11 protein-coding genes are annotated in these 14,258 nt (G+C 47.8%); 5 read left to right on the top strand and 6 right to left on the bottom strand.

Annotated elements, in window-relative coordinates:
- Positions 1-45: 45 nt before the first annotated feature.
- Positions 46-1,092, bottom strand: coding sequence for a Gfo/Idh/MocA family oxidoreductase (locus R3D00_19835; GenBank protein MEZ4775446.1), 1,047 nt, complete (start codon positions 1,090-1,092; stop codon positions 46-48).
- 57 nt (positions 1,093-1,149) lie between these two features.
- Between R3D00_19835 and R3D00_19830 the strand changes: the two genes are divergently transcribed.
- Both R3D00_19830 and moaA read left to right on the top strand, forming a co-directional pair.
- Positions 1,150-2,331, top strand: a complete 1,182-nt coding sequence (locus tag R3D00_19830) for an aminotransferase class I/II-fold pyridoxal phosphate-dependent enzyme (GenBank protein ID MEZ4775445.1) — start codon at positions 1,150-1,152, stop codon at positions 2,329-2,331.
- A gap of 35 nt (positions 2,332-2,366) precedes the next feature.
- Positions 2,367-3,368 (top strand): GTP 3',8-cyclase MoaA, encoded by a 1,002-nt coding sequence (gene moaA, locus R3D00_19825; GenBank protein ID MEZ4775444.1) that lies wholly within the window; start codon positions 2,367-2,369, stop codon positions 3,366-3,368.
- Between the two features lies 1 nt (position 3,369).
- Here moaA and R3D00_19820 read toward each other — a convergent pair whose 3' ends face one another.
- The gene (locus R3D00_19820; GenBank protein ID MEZ4775443.1) at positions 3,370-4,005 is read right to left on the bottom strand and encodes a response regulator transcription factor; all 636 of its coding nucleotides are present in this window, start codon (positions 4,003-4,005) and stop codon (positions 3,370-3,372) included.
- A gap of 18 nt (positions 4,006-4,023) precedes the next feature.
- Positions 4,024-7,083, bottom strand: a complete 3,060-nt coding sequence (locus R3D00_19815) for a two-component regulator propeller domain-containing protein (protein ID MEZ4775442.1) — start codon at positions 7,081-7,083, stop codon at positions 4,024-4,026.
- Positions 7,084-7,225: 142 nt separating this feature from the next.
- Here R3D00_19815 and R3D00_19810 point away from each other — a divergent pair, with 142 nt between their 5' ends.
- The 3 genes from R3D00_19810 (at position 7,226) to modA (ending at position 10,348) form a co-directional block, all read left to right on the top strand.
- Entirely contained in the window at positions 7,226-8,686 is a 1,461-nt protein-coding gene (locus R3D00_19810) for a tachylectin-related carbohydrate-binding protein (protein MEZ4775441.1), read from the top strand.
- Positions 8,687-8,801: 115 nt separating this feature from the next.
- Positions 8,802-9,605 carry a TPM domain-containing protein gene (locus R3D00_19805; protein ID MEZ4775440.1) on the top strand — a complete coding sequence of 268 codons (804 nt, stop codon included), beginning with the start codon at positions 8,802-8,804 and terminating at the stop codon, positions 9,603-9,605.
- Positions 9,602-10,348 carry a molybdate ABC transporter substrate-binding protein gene (modA, locus tag R3D00_19800; protein ID MEZ4775439.1) on the top strand — a complete coding sequence of 249 codons (747 nt, stop codon included), beginning with the start codon at positions 9,602-9,604 and terminating at the stop codon, positions 10,346-10,348. The genes R3D00_19805 and modA overlap by 4 nt, the downstream gene beginning before the upstream one ends.
- On the opposite strand, the gene miaA is transcribed toward modA, so the two are convergent.
- The 3 genes from miaA to R3D00_19785 form a co-directional block, all read right to left on the bottom strand.
- Complete coding sequence (miaA, locus tag R3D00_19795; GenBank protein MEZ4775438.1) at positions 10,324-11,253, bottom strand: tRNA (adenosine(37)-N6)-dimethylallyltransferase MiaA; 930 nt, start codon at positions 11,251-11,253, stop codon at positions 10,324-10,326. The genes modA and miaA overlap by 25 nt on opposite strands.
- 223 nt (positions 11,254-11,476) lie before the next feature.
- Positions 11,477-11,842 carry a transmembrane 220 family protein gene (locus R3D00_19790; protein MEZ4775437.1) on the bottom strand — a complete coding sequence of 122 codons (366 nt, stop codon included), beginning with the start codon at positions 11,840-11,842 and terminating at the stop codon, positions 11,477-11,479.
- A 4-nt stretch (positions 11,843-11,846) separates the two neighbouring features.
- A complete protein-coding gene (locus R3D00_19785) occupies positions 11,847-14,234 on the bottom strand; it encodes a TonB-dependent receptor (protein MEZ4775436.1) in 2,388 nt (795 codons plus the stop codon).
- Positions 14,235-14,258 lie beyond the last annotated feature (24 nt).

Genomic DNA, 14,258 nt, shown 5'->3' with positions numbered 1-14,258 from the left:
AGGCTACAAAGGTAATCAGGGGACGAAGATTTAGCAAATGATTTTTTACATCTTGATGCGTTTTCCTTCCTCAAAGCTGCGGATCGCGGCTTCGATCGTCCGGATGGTCTTTACTCCGTCGCTGCCGGGTACGGCCAATGGCTTGCCTTCCCGGACAGCTTCGTATATATTTTGGTAATATCCGGTGTAGTCGCCTTTCAGGCTCTCGATTTTGCCTCGCAGATTTACGCCTCTATGGGTGGTGTTGACCTGCCCCCAGTCGGTCTCGGGTTCTACGCCCCAACCTGCTCCCGTTGGCATGATCCCTTGTTTCAGAAACTCCTCCTGCGGATCCATCCCAAATTTGACAAATGTGCCTTCCGTGCCCTGTAGCTTAAACCGTGGGCCTAACTCCCGCACCAGATATCCGGCCATCAGGTTTGTTTTCATTCCGTCATAATACAGGGTGATCTGGAAATGATCGGGGATTTTCCCGCCTGTGCGCTGTGTGCGGATGTCGGCAAATATCTCCTCCGGCATGCCAAACAGGTGCAAAGCCTGGTCGATCAGGTGTGAACCGAGGTTATAGACAATGCCTGCTCCGGGCAGGGGCTGTTCTTTCCACGTATTGGGCTGGATGAAGTTGCGGTAACGCTGGTAGCTGGAATGAAACTCCACGAGCCTGCCCAGCCATTCGCCTTCCACTACCTGCTTTAAGGTCTGAAAATCGCTGTCCCACCGTCGGTTTTGATATACGCTCAAAATCAGCCCTTTGCTTTCTGCCAATTCGACCAATTGCTGTGCTTCTTCTGAGGTGATCGTAAATGGTTTTTCTACAATTGCATGTTTTCCTGCTTCCAGCACAGCTACGGTATGGGCGTAGTGCAGGGTGTCGGGCGTATTGACAAATACGAGCTCGATTTCCTCGTCTTCGAGGATTTCTTCCATACTCCGGACGATTTTTACATAGGGAAACATTTCGTGAACATCGCTTTTGCTGCGCTGCCACACACTGCAGATTTCAAATCCGGGGTGAACGTGTAGAAATGGCCCGTGAAAAACGCGGCCAGACATGCCAAAAGACAATAGTGCTGTTTTGATAGGAGCAGTCATTTATTTTGATTTGAGGCTTATTTTGGTAAATGTATTAATTATTGTTTAATCTCGCTTATGAATCTTGAGACCATTCTCGCTCACCTCGGAGAAGACCGTACGCTGTATGAAGGTGCAGTCGTCCCGCCCATTTTCCAAAACAGCCTGTTTACTTTCGAAAGCTGGGAGGCGATCGATGCCGCCTTTGACGATCGGTACGAAAGTTTTATCTATACCCGGGGTCGTAACCCTTCAGTGGATATGGCCGAACAAAAAATTGCGGCGATTGCAGGGGGCGAACGTGCCTTGTTGTTTGGTTCCGGAATGGCGGCAATCTCTGCGGCGGTGATGCACTATGTCCAGGCCGGCGATCATGTGATTACGGTCAAAAATGTCTATGGCCCAGCTAATAACCTGCTGAACAGCTATTTAAAAGACAAACTCAACCTAGAAACTACCTTCGTGAAAGGCGATAAGGTGGAAGCGTTTGAGGCTGCCATTCGCCCCAATACAAAACTGATCTACCTGGAAAGCCCTTCCTCGGCGATATTTTCGCTTCAGGACATCAGCGGGGTAGTGGAAGTAGCGAAAAAACACGGTATTCCCACCATGATTGACAATTCGTGGGCAACACCGCTGTTTCAGAAGCCGCTGGAAATGGGTGTGGATCTGGAAGTTCATTCCTGCACCAAATACCTGGGCGGACATAGCGACATTGTGGCGGGGGTGGTCATTGGCCGGGAAAAGGATATAAAGGAAATCTACATGCGGGAGTATCAGTTTATCGGCGGAAAAACTTCTCCCTTCGAAGCCTGGCTGCTGATGCGTAGCCTGCGCACCCTTCCCATGCGTATGCGCGCTCATGGAGAAAATGCAATGAAAGTGGCGCTATTTCTCGAAAACCACCCCAAAATCGCTTCTGTCAGTTATCCCGGCCTGAAAAGCCATCCGCAGTATGAACTGGGTAAAAAACAAATGACCGGCTACAGCGGACTGATGAGTTTTCGGCTGGCAACAGAAAATCTGGATCAGATCAAGGCTTTCTTTAATACGCTCAGTCTCTTCAAAATCGGCGTGAGCTGGGGCGGGCACGAAAGCCTGATTTATGCCCCTGCCATCAGCTATCTGAAAGAAGTTCCCCCCGAACAATTTCAGGCAATGGGCATTTCATTGGGGGATATGCGCATTTCGGTAGGACTGGAACACCCCGATGATCTGGTGCGCGACCTCGAAAATGCGCTCGCAAAGGTGAGTGTCTAGGTAAAACATCGGGAACTTATTTGTAACTTTCCCTCATGGATGTTGCCAGATTATATGACAACCACGGCAGACCGATTGATTATGTGCGGATAGCCGTAACGGACCGCTGCAACCTGCGGTGTTTTTACTGTATGCCGGCAGAAGGGATTGTGTATGTCAACCGAAAAGATTTGCTCACTTACGAGGAAATCGGGCGCCTGGTGGAGATACTCGCCGGAATGGGCGTGCGGAAGGTGAGAATAACCGGAGGTGAACCCTTTTTACGCCGTGATCTGATGCATCTGTTGCGGCAGATCACGGATACCAAAGGAATTGAAGCTGTTCATATTACGACAAATGGCGTCCTTACCGCTGCGCACGTCCCCGCATTGAAGGAAATGGGCATTCAATCCATCAACCTGAGCCTCGACACCCTCGACCGTCAGCGGTTTCTGGATATGACCCGAAGAGACGAGCTGCCCAAAGTGCTGGATTGTCTCGATGCCTTGCTGGCGCACGACATGACGGTAAAAATCAACGCCGTAGTGATGGATGGAAAAAATGTGGAGGACCTCATTCCCCTGACAGAACTCAGCCGCCAACATCCGGTTGGGGTGCGGTTTATCGAAGAAATGCCCTTCAATGGCGCGGGTGCCAATTACCCCCGTCTGGTCTGGAATCACCGCCGGATTCTGCAGGAGCTGAAAAACCATTATCCCGACATACAAAAACTGCCCGATCCGGATCACTCCACTTCTGAAAACTACCAGATTCCCGGCTTCGCCGGTACGGTGGGAATTATTCCAGCCTTTACAAGAACCTTCTGCGGCACCTGCAACCGGATACGACTGACGGCAGTCGGCCAACTCAAAACCTGCCTGTACGACGATGGCGTCCTGGATGTAAGGGCGCTGATGCGTAAGGGAGCGGATGATGCTGAGATTCGCGACGCTTTTCTGAAAGCCTTTGCCAACCGCCCCAAAGATGGCTACGAAGCCGAAAAAAGACGCAGTACTGACCGGCCTGTCAACGAGTCGATGTCGACCATCGGGGGATAGATTACAGCAGTTTGTCTTTAATGGCCTTAGCGACGGCTTCCGATTTGGTGTGAACCTGAAGTTTGGCGTAGATATTCCGGATGTGCGCCCTGACAGTGTCCATGCTGATGTCAAGCTCGACGCCGATTCTTTTATAGCTGTTGCCTTTCATCAGTTCGCGCAATATTTCGATTTCTCTGTTGGTGAGCAGATAATCGGGGTTCAGCGGGGCTTTAAAGTAGGTTAAAATTTTTTGAGCGATATTGGCTGTTAGCGGTACGCCGCCTGACTGCACGGAGGTTACTGCGGAAATAATTTCTTCCGGTGAGGATGATTTAAGCAAATAGCCGGAGGCGCCATTGCGAAGGGCGAGGAAAATTTTATCCTCATCGTCAAAAACCGTGAGCATCAGAACATGAATTTCGGGATGGTGGGTTTTGATAATTCGGACTGCATCAATGCCATTGATGCCCGGCATATCGATGTCCATAAATATGACGTGGGGTTCAACCTGATCTACAATTTTAGTGAGTTTTTCGCAGTTGGGAAAGGTTCCTGCCAGGTGGATTTCCGGATGATCGGCAAACAGCCATTCCATCCCCTGCCGAAGATCGGGGTGGTCGTCAAAGACAATCAGTGTGATTTTATCTGTTGGCATAGGAGGTGGTTAAATCAATCAATTCTTCCATTTGCGTTTCTTTTTCCAGATCAGTTGTATCTGTGTGCCTTTTCCGGGGGATGATTGTATGTTCAGTTTACCTTTGATTTCGGCGGCGCGGCGTTGCATATTTTTCAGCCCATTGCCCGGCGTAATTTCTTCCAGCCAAAACCCTTTTCCGTCGTCTGCTACAATAAGCTCAATTTCACTGCCTTTGAGGTTCAGATAAATGTCTATTTTATGGCATTGGGAATAACGGACCGCATTGTGAAGCGATTCTTTAAAGATGAGGAAAATGTTTCTTTTGCGTTCCGGATCCAGATTCAGGGTTTGGAAAGTACCGGAAAAATGATAGTTACTGGCTATTCCAGCCAGTTCAGTAACTTTTTCTGTATGCTCCTTAATCCTCACCGAAAGATCTTGCAAGCTGTCATACCGGGCGTCAATCGACCAGATAATGTCCCGCATATTTTCCATGATATTCTGGACAGTGCCGCCAATTCGCTCAAATAAGGGAATGAGGTCTGGCCTGTTTACTGCCACTGACCGGCGTGCGGCTTCGCTGTATAAACGGATGCTGAGCATGGTAGAACCTATATCATCGTGCAAGTCTCCGGCAATCCGGTTTCTGAGTTCTTCAATCTGCTTTTCCTGAAACCGCCTCCACGAAAATATTCCCCATACTACCGAAAAAAATGTCAGCAATATTGCTGTCCGAAACCAACGGGTCGCCCACCATTCCGGCAATATGACAAACTCGCGGGTGCAGCCTGTTTCGTTCCAAACGCCATCATTATTGGCAGCTTTTACATGAAACCAATAGTGTCCGGGCGGGAGATTGGCGTATAGGGCAAAACGTGTTGGTCCCAGATTTTTCCAACGAGTTTCTGCTCCTTCCAGATAACAGGCGTATTGGTTGGCTGGTCCGTTGATGAAGTTTAACGCAGTGAAGTTAAACTGGATATGGTTTTGATCGGGCGGAAGTTGTAATACTTCATCTGAATTATCGGAAATGGGTTCACCATTGACCAGCATTCCCTCAATGAAAACCGGCGGTACGAAGATGTTTTTTTTAATATTATCAGAATGGAATCGGGCATAGGCGCCTTTGAATCCTACAAAAATTTCGCCATTACTATTCGGAATGACAGAAACAGAAGACACCTCATTGTCGGGGAGACCGGAAGGCGTGAGAAATACTTTGACCGATTTTGAAACGGGGTCAAACCGGTTGAGTCCGTAGGAAGTTGCCAGCCAGAGGATGCCCTGATCATCCAATGTTATTCCGTCAATCTGGGTATGGGAAAGCCCGTCGGCACGGCCAAAGGATTCACAGGTGTTTTCCCGGATATTGTATTTTACCAGTCCCTGACCGGAGGCGGATATCCATATTCCGCCTTTTTTGTCGGCGACCAATACCGTAATCAGATCATTGGTAAAACCGGGGATTTCGTAGGGATGAATGAGGCTAAAGCAATCTCCGTTTCGATCCCATTTTACCAGTCCACCGCCGCGTTGGGTAGCCATCCATAAATTTCCCGCTTCATCTTCTGCAATGGTATAGGGGTGGCGAATGGGTAAAACGGCCTTTGAACCAGTGCTGGGGTAGTGGAAATAGCTGTTGTTTTTAGGATCGTACTTCATTACGCCGTTTCCTCCCCCCAATCCTATCCACACCAGGTTATAAGAATCGGTAAACTGAGTAATCGGTATATATTTCCTCAGCAATGGATTTGCATGAGGGCCCCAGGTGAGATGATGTTTGTCCAGCCACAACATCCCGTGGCTTGTGCCGACCCAGAGGGTATCGCCGTTATGTTGTTTGATGTTCCATACCTCATTCTGGTTGTAAAAGAGGGTGCTGTCGGGAAAAATAATATGGTTGATCTTACCGGAGGTGAGATCATAGCGGATGATACCTTTTCCAAATGTTGACAGGAAAATATAATCACCCTGTTCCAGATAGCCGGTTATTGGGGTCGTGGCAAATTTTTTTAAATATTGAGTAAGCTCGGGTACCTGCTGGAAAACCTGCCTGGCAAAACAAATTTCGTACAGACCGGTACCTTCTCCCCACAGCCAAAGATTACCCTGATAGTCTCTGATACTTTGAAGCGGACTTTGCTGTACTTCCGCGTATTTGGATAATTGCCAGGGGAGTAAGGCCATTTTCCCATTGTCAGTATTCATCAGCGCAAGGGAGTGATTGGTGTACCAGAAAAGCACCTGGTGGTCTGATAAAGGAAGGAAATTTAGTACTTCTCCGGACTCCAGCCCCGGTGGAGGATTGTAGGCATAGGTTTGAGTTTGATGGGTTTTCGGAAAATAGCTTTGCAGGACTTTCACAGATTTGGAAAACGTCCAGAAATTACCCTCTGCATCAGTTCGGGTCAGGTTAAAAATCTGGGAGAAGAAAGCAGATTCGGGTAGTTGTGAGCTTATCGGGAGAACGGTATCACAGTCAAAATCAACTTTTGCCCAAAGAGATTCGAGAACATAACTTTCGAAAATGATCGTATGGTCTGATGCAGTAAACAATCGGTTGACAAAGGGAAGGCGGGTCGCCTGAAACTGCGATTCTGGAGCAAAGAAAGAGTGAACAGGATTCAGGCACTGATCAAAGACATGAATACCGGTATAAGTCCCCAACCACAGCCTGTTGGCTGAATCCAATCGTACGGAGGTGGCCATATTGTCAATGGGGTACATGTGAGAAATTTTTCTGTTAACCGGAATCACCGAAAATTTTTTTGAATGAATATCAAAAATGCTAAGTCCTCCCCGGGTAGCCAGTGCCAGCTTGTTGTCTGGCAGTAAAATCATGTCGTAAATCACATCCGTATTGGCAGATTCCTGGGTGGCGTGCTGAAAGTATTGGGTAAAAACCGTCCCATCATAGCTGTTGAGCCCTTGTTTGGTACTGATCCACAATATCCCTTTGTCGTCTTGTACGATAGCGGTAATCCAGTTGTCTGAAAGACCGGATTCTCTGTAAAATGCATCTGCATGGATTAGCGGATCCTGGCCTGCGACCCGAAAAATGTTAAAAACGATCCATAGAACCACCAGCCATCGCATATCGTGAGATTAACAGCCAATTGGGATATAAGGCACAGAATTTATACCCATTAATGTACTAATTCAATAGCACAATTGTGCGATTGCCGGGGGGAATCCTGCCACTTAATTTAGGGTAAACAAACTATAACAATCCAAACACATGAAAAAAATCAAAATCTTATGGCTGGTCTTATGGCCTTCGCTTGTGTTTTCTCAGGGAAATACCGGACAGGTAACCCAGGGGCTTAGTGTGCTTGCCGGCGGTTTATGGCCCAATAATACCTGCGAAGTATGTTGGGAAAACGCGATGGCTTCCAACGCTACCGAGCGCGCATGGGTACGTGATGCCGTTGCCAGTACCTGGGAGCGGGAGTCTGATTTCCGGTTTACCGGTTGGGGCAATTGTAATGCGCAAAGCAGAGGAATCCGGATACAAATCAAAGATGAAAGGCCGCATACGGTGGCTTTGGGTTCAAATCTTGACGGGGTTGCAAATGGGATGGTGCTCAACTTTACCTTTATGCTGTGGGGATCGAGTTGTTCGGGTACAAGAGAATATTGCATTAAGGCAATTGGTGTTCACGAGTTTGGTCATGCGCTGGGGTTTGCGCACGAGCAAAACCGCAAGGATGCCCCTTTGGACTGCCAGTTGGATGCGCAGGGAGGGGATGGCGACTGGTGGGTGACAACCTATGATGAAAGTTCGATCATGAATTACTGCAATCCCGCCTGGAACAACGACGGTTTTCTGAGCGATAAAGACAAAGTTGGTGTGAGGTTTCTCTACGGAGGGAAGCTGATTGAAGATCCGATCATCTATGCATTAGACCCATCGGGCAAACTCCTTTGGTATAAACATTCCGGTTACTGGACCGGTGCATTTGAATGGGCACCTGCTTCCGGAGCTACGGTAGGTAGCGGATGGGGGAGTTTTGAGCGGATTTTTTCCGATGGAGACGGGTATGTTTATGCGATTCAGCCCAATGGTGATCTGCTATGGTACAATCACAACGGGTTTCATAAAGGAACCTTTGAATGGAGCGCTACATCTGGCAGAAAGGTTGGCAATGGCTGGGGTGGGGTTCGAACGGTCTTTGCTGCCGGAAAAGGGGTGATTTACATTATTAAAGAAAACGGCGACCTGATATGGTACAAACATACAGGATATCAGGATGGGACAATGAGCTGGGATGCTAAAAGCGGCACAAAGGTAGGCAACGGCTGGACGGATTATTACGCTGTTTTTTCGGGTGGATTGGGCGTAATCTATATGATAAAAAATAATGGCGACCTGGTATGGTACAAACACGCCGGGTATGCTGATGGCTCCTATTCCTGGTATGGGGGAAACAATAATGTCGTAGGTTCGGGATGGAATTCTGCCAAGCAGGTGTTCTCGACTGGCTGGGGAAATATTTATCTGGTCGATGGAGCCGGAAAGCTTCGGTTTTACAACCATAAAGGCTTCAACAACGGAACAGCTACCTGGGGCCCCGGTACAGGCAATACTGTTGGATCAGGTTGGAACGGATTAAAAACGATTGGACTCGGCGGGCAGAATCCTTCTCCAATCCAGATCAAAGATGTGATAGGGTTGGACATTAAATATTTTAACCACTAGACACAAAAAAAACATTTGCAAAAGCCCTTCTGTTTCTGTGCAGAAGGGCTTTTCTGTTTTACCAGAAGTTTCCCGATAATTTCCTAGTTTTACGACTCATACAATTGAAATCCTTATGTTTTTTAATAAGTTATTTTTTATAACAGTGTTATTGGGGCTGGTTGTAGTGGGTTGTAAATCAGATCCGCAGCAGTCGGCGGCAAAAGTGGGCTACCAGGGAAAATACGTCAGCGACTCGGCGGCTTTATTTCCTAAGGCTGATGCACTGGTGCTGGAAACGATGCTGGCCGGATATGATGATTCGTTGAATCTGCCGCTGGCAGTGGCGACGGTGTCTGAACTGAAAAATCAAACCATCGATGAAAAAAGCATTGATATTGCCACCCGTATGGGCCTGGGAAAACCTGGCATCAACAATGGCGCACTACTGCTCATTGCCAGCAAAGAGCGAAATATTAAAATCCTCACAGGTTTTGGCCTCGAATGGCAGGTGCCGGATTCTATTTCCAATATGATCCTCGACCGCATGATTTTACCCCGCCTTAGGGAAGATGATTTTTTTGCCGGTGCCAGAGACGGTGTGCAGACCATTGCGCACGAGGCGGCTCAGGCTTCATGGATTATAAACTTTGATGAGTTTGATCAATTGCAGGAAAACAAAGAGAATGCGGTAGGAAAAATTGTAAAATTCCACGCCCGGGCGCTCACAAATCCGCCGGTCAGTACCATTCAGGATTATCAGTTTCACCCTGCTTATGCCGTGATGGTTGAGTCGATTACGGGTGACTCGATAAAGGTTCATTTCTCCCGCTATATGCTGGATATGGTGGACCGCATCGCCAATTGGAATGACGGGCTGATCTTCGCAAGGGTGAGAAATACCGATCCCTGGGAAGTGGATTTATTGGGCGCTGAATGAGTCGGTTTGCCTATATCGTTGGCGGCTTATGCCTTTTCTTTTTACTGAGTTGCCAGCCCGACCGCCCGTTGTTGGTAGCTGTCGCCGCAAGCCTCTCCGCGCCGATGGAGGAAATCGCCGCAGCTTTTGAAGCTGAAAAGAATATCCACGTGGACATTTCGGTTGCAGCTTCCGGCGTACATGCTGCCCAGATATCCAATGGCGCTCCTTTTAATTTGTTTTTTTCAGCTGATATGAAATACCCGGAGTTCCTCCGTGAAAAGGGCTTTGCCCAGGCTGAACCCGTTGTTTTTGTAATGGGACAGCTTGTGTTCTGGTCAAAAGATTCTGTCGGGGAAAGGGATCTGATCCATTTTTTTACCGATCCTAAGCTGGAAAAAATCGCCATAGCCAACCCGGAGCAAGCGCCTTTCGGGCGCCGGGCCCTCGACTGGCTTACAGCCAATGGCTGGGACGAACTGGTCGAAAGCCATCTCGTATACGGGGAAAATGTCAGCCATGTCAATCGGTATATCTTCTCCGGCGTCGTTGACGCGGCTTTCACCTCACGCTCCGCGATGTTTGATCCAAACCTGAAAAACACGGGTTTCTGGTTGGATATTCCGGGCGAAGGTATTCCTCACGGAATGGTCATCCTCAAAAATCGCCATCGCGATATGGCGGCGTTCCGCGATTTTCTTAGATCCTCCCGTGCCATCGAAATCTGGGAAAAATACGGCTATGCGGTTCCCGCCAGTCGCTGAATTTCCTGCTTTAGCCAATTGACTACTGTTTCGTTTTCTCCTGCCCGAAACCAGTTGATGTCGTCGTACCGCCGAAACCAGGTGAGTTGCCTTTTGGCGTAACGGCGGCTGTTTCGCTGAATAAGTTCCACGGCTTCCGAAAGGCTTGTTTTTCCTTCTATGTAGTCTATTATTTCAATATATCCTATAGATTGAAGCGCCTGATTTTCCCGTGAATATCCTTTCGCCAACAAATCTCTGACTTCCTTCTCCAACCCGTCTTCTGCCATTTGTTCCACGCGCCGGTTGATTCGTTCATATAAGGCTGCCCGCTCATCTGTCAGCCCGATTTTGATCAGATGGTAGTTTCTTTTTTTTCCGGAAGTCTGGTTTCTGTAAAAAGAAATGGGCTTTCCTGTCGCCCGAAATACCTCCAAAGCACGGATGACTCTGGCATGGTTGGCTTTGTCGATTTGGGTATAGGTTTCGCTGTCAACCTGCGCCAATTCTTCCAACAGATTTTCCAATCCGTTTTCCTGAAATTCCTGATTGAGCTGTGCGCGTATCTCCGCCGGTATCGGGGGCATTTCATCAATGCCGTTCCACAATGCATCTACATACAGGGTCGAACCACCTGCTGTAACAAGATAATCCCGTGTTTGAAACAACTGCTCAATCAGTATGTCCGCTTCCGCCTCAAATCGCCCGGCATTATAGGTTTCGTCGGGGTACAGGGTGTCCATAAAATAGTGGGGAATGTCTTTTTTTTCGGCTTCTGAAGGTTTTGCAGTTCCGATGTCCATGAACCTGTACATTTGCCTCGAATCAGTGGACAAAATCACTGTATCCAATGCCTCCACAACCGCAATAGATAGCGCAGTTTTGCCCACAGCCGTTGGCCCTACAATGGAAATCAGGTACTTCATGCGGGCCAAATGTAAAAAATTAAATAGTTATTGAAAATATGCGCAAATGGCATGGAATTTGTCTAAAATCAATTATCCAAGATCTATTTGTAGGGGTAAATCAAATAGATTTGTTCATCCTCATTCAAATTGCATTCTACGGCGGTTATGTTAGAATGATTTTGAAATGAAGGGTAAATGAAACGTAAAATGACTGTCCTGGTTTTTGCCGGGACAGTTTTTTTTATGCCTTGTTTTTTGGCAATTGCATATACAGAAACATCAGCGCCCCAAAGCTGATAACGAGTCCGCCAAATTCTCTGGCCCTTTCTATATAAGGGTAGGTATTGGACATGCCCTGGCTGAAGGTAATGCCATCATCATTAGTCAAAAACTGAAATGCCCCCACTACATGGTATGCTGCACCGATGATACATGCCGCCAGGCCTACCCATACGGCCGGTTTGTAAAACTTACCAGCTGCTGCAAAGCCAAATAAGGCAGTAACAAAACCGTAAAAAATAATCCATTCCCATGCATCCGGATCGTTGTACTGGACGAGGGTAAATACAGCAAATAATGCTGCGAGGAGGATATTCGCGACTTTCATAGCTTTAAAATTCTATTCGGTAACTGAGTAATGGTATGATTCCTAACTGATATTTGGTTACGACTCTTTTCAGGTAGGTGTCGTAAGTCCTGAAAGCAATATTTTTACTATTTGTGGCATTTTGAATATCAATTCCCAATGTTCGGGTGTAGTTCTGACGGTTGCGTTTGAAGGTAATTCTCAGGTCGGCGCGGAAATAGTCGGGAAGCCGCTCGGAAAACCCGCCGGTTTCGTCAAATACAGTAGTTGCCGCCAGCGCCGATGCTGCGGTATCTATGGGCATGACACTAAATCCGCCCTGATAAATCAAACGCACATTCAGCCCCAGAACTTTATTTTTATTTTTCTTCGTGATCCGGTCAAATTCCCGGCCTCCGGTCGCACTGAAAACATAATTTCCATTAAACCTCGTATCTCTTTCAATACCGTCTCCTGCTGTAAATTTTGATTCGTACAAAGAACCACTCAGCAGGTAGTAGTAATTTTTGCTCAGGTATTTTTCCAGAGAAAATTCCAGCCCGTAGTTTCTGCCGGTACCCACATTTTCCAGTGAGTCTGGGCTATAACCTTCTACGAGATTCAGCACGGAGTACGTACTGGTGGGGTTATTGATGATGGGCACCTGAAAGAGTTGCTGATAATAGGGTTCCAGCCGCAGCACGAGGTTGTCGCTCAGCTGCCGGTTGTAGCTCAGCACAATATGGTGGGCTTTGGTGAAGCCGAGGTCTTTATTGGGCAGTATAGAGGGGTTTTCCGGAAGTGAGGAGAAGTAGGTTCCGGGCAACTGCAACTGACTGTGCAGGCCGTAGGCAAGCCGTATCGATTGCCGGGAGTTGGTTTGCCAGTTGAGCGAAAGGCGTGGTTCCAGAGATTTGCTGTCATTGAGCATAAACAACATACTGTGAACGCCTGCAATCAGGTTTAGTGAGGGGGTAAAATAATGTTCTACCCGCGCATACGGCTGAACCAGCAGATAACCGCCAGTATTATTGATCAATGTTTTGAAATCATCGGTACTTCCTGGCAGCCTGGATATGCTGGACATCTGATACCCCAGCTGATTGACAAAAACTCCCGCCTGAAGGGAGGTTCTTACGTTTAGTTTATGTGTAAAAGCACTGGTGGCTGAAAATCTGATCTGTGTTTGCTGATCACCTTCTGATTGGATTCTCGTACTGGCATCCGGCAGGTAATATCCTTCCCTGTCACTATCAATCGCCGATACCGCTACCACACTTTTCAGCAGTGATTTTTCTCCCAGCAACAGGGTATGGGTAATACCGGCTGCGCCCATATTGGAGTGAAAATCGATATCAAACCGGTCTTTTTGATCGCGGATCGTATCTCTCGGCGCCCGGAAAAAATTGCTGCTAAGTCCACCTATACCGAAAATAGTGAAGTTTCCCAGTTTTTTGGTTGGGAAAGACAGGTTAAACGAAAGGTCCTGAAAGGCAATTTCTTCGTCTCCGAAGGAAATGCCCATTTGCGAAAGGAGGCCGACGGTGGAGTAGCGGTAGTTGACGAGAAATGAACTGCGGTTTGCTTTGCTTATAGGGCCTTCGGCAGCGAGGTCAATGCCGATAAGGCCGGCCTGTCCGGTAAACTCGTATTTTTCTTCATTACCCTTCCGCAGGTGAATATCAAAAACGCCGGAAAGTGCATTGCCAAACTGTGGGCCGAAGGCACCGGTGCTGAAACTCGATTCGGTCAGCAACTGGGTACTGAGGATAATCGTGCCGCCGCCGGCCTGGGTAAGTCTGTCGGTAAATGTCCCTGCATTGGTGAGGTGGTTGGGGTTTACGATATCCACGCCTTCCATGCGCCAGAGAATACCGTTGGGGCTGTTGCCGCGCACGACCAGATGATTGGCCTGATCATTTCCCTGAATCACACCAGGGTAGCTGGCTGCCATTCTTGCGGGGTCAAAATATACAGCTGCATAACGTTTGGTCTCTTCAACCGTAAACACGCGGGTGCTCACCCTCCCGATATCGTGGATATTGCCAGCAGTGATTTCGACGGCATCTGTTTCGTATATTTTTTCCTCCATTTGCACTTCCAGCACGACTTCTTTCCCGGCATTGAGTACAAGGTCAGGATAGGTATAGTCTGCGTAGCCGGGTTTAGCTACCTTGAGAATATGCCTTCCGGCAGGAACATTCGCCATGCGAAACAGGCCTGAAGAATCGGATGTTACAGGTAAGAAGTCGGGAAGATCTTTCAGGCTGATGATTGCGTCTTCTACCGGGTGGCCAGTCGCGATGTCTGTAACTGTACCGCGTATGGTTTGGGTAAATTTTTGGCCAAATGCAGGGGAAAAAAGGAAAAATGAGAGAAGAAAAAATGAACAGGAAATGAAAAAGCGGGTAGAAATTATATAACGATTATTCATTGTTCAGGTAGTTTTGGTTTCACT

It is taken from the genome of Bacteroidia bacterium, from assembly GCA_041391665.1.
In the GTDB taxonomy this organism is placed as follows: domain Bacteria; phylum Bacteroidota; class Bacteroidia; order J057; family J057; genus JAGQVA01.
This window is presented reverse-complemented; position numbering and strand designations above follow the sequence as displayed.

Bases quoted from the DNA above. Each gene is read 5' to 3' on its own strand.
- R3D00_19805 (MEZ4775440.1), top strand. From the start codon at position 8,802: ATGTTTTTTAATAAGTTATTTTTTATAACAGTGTTATTGGGGCTGGTT.
- moaA (MEZ4775444.1), top strand. From the start codon at position 2,367: ATGGATGTTGCCAGATTATATGACAACCACGGCAGACCGATTGATTAT.
- miaA (MEZ4775438.1), bottom strand. From the start codon at position 11,253: ATGAAGTACCTGATTTCCATTGTAGGGCCAACGGCTGTGGGCAAAACT.
- R3D00_19790 (MEZ4775437.1), bottom strand. From the start codon at position 11,842: ATGAAAGTCGCGAATATCCTCCTCGCAGCATTATTTGCTGTATTTACC.
- R3D00_19785 (MEZ4775436.1), bottom strand. From the start codon at position 14,234: ATGAATAATCGTTATATAATTTCTACCCGCTTTTTCATTTCCTGTTCA.
- R3D00_19810 (MEZ4775441.1), top strand. From the start codon at position 7,226: ATGAAAAAAATCAAAATCTTATGGCTGGTCTTATGGCCTTCGCTTGTG.
- R3D00_19830 (MEZ4775445.1), top strand. From the start codon at position 1,150: ATGAATCTTGAGACCATTCTCGCTCACCTCGGAGAAGACCGTACGCTG.
- R3D00_19815 (MEZ4775442.1), bottom strand. From the start codon at position 7,083: ATGCGATGGCTGGTGGTTCTATGGATCGTTTTTAACATTTTTCGGGTC.
- R3D00_19820 (MEZ4775443.1), bottom strand. From the start codon at position 4,005: ATGCCAACAGATAAAATCACACTGATTGTCTTTGACGACCACCCCGAT.
- modA (MEZ4775439.1), top strand. From the start codon at position 9,602: ATGAGTCGGTTTGCCTATATCGTTGGCGGCTTATGCCTTTTCTTTTTA.
- R3D00_19835 (MEZ4775446.1), bottom strand. From the start codon at position 1,092: ATGACTGCTCCTATCAAAACAGCACTATTGTCTTTTGGCATGTCTGGC.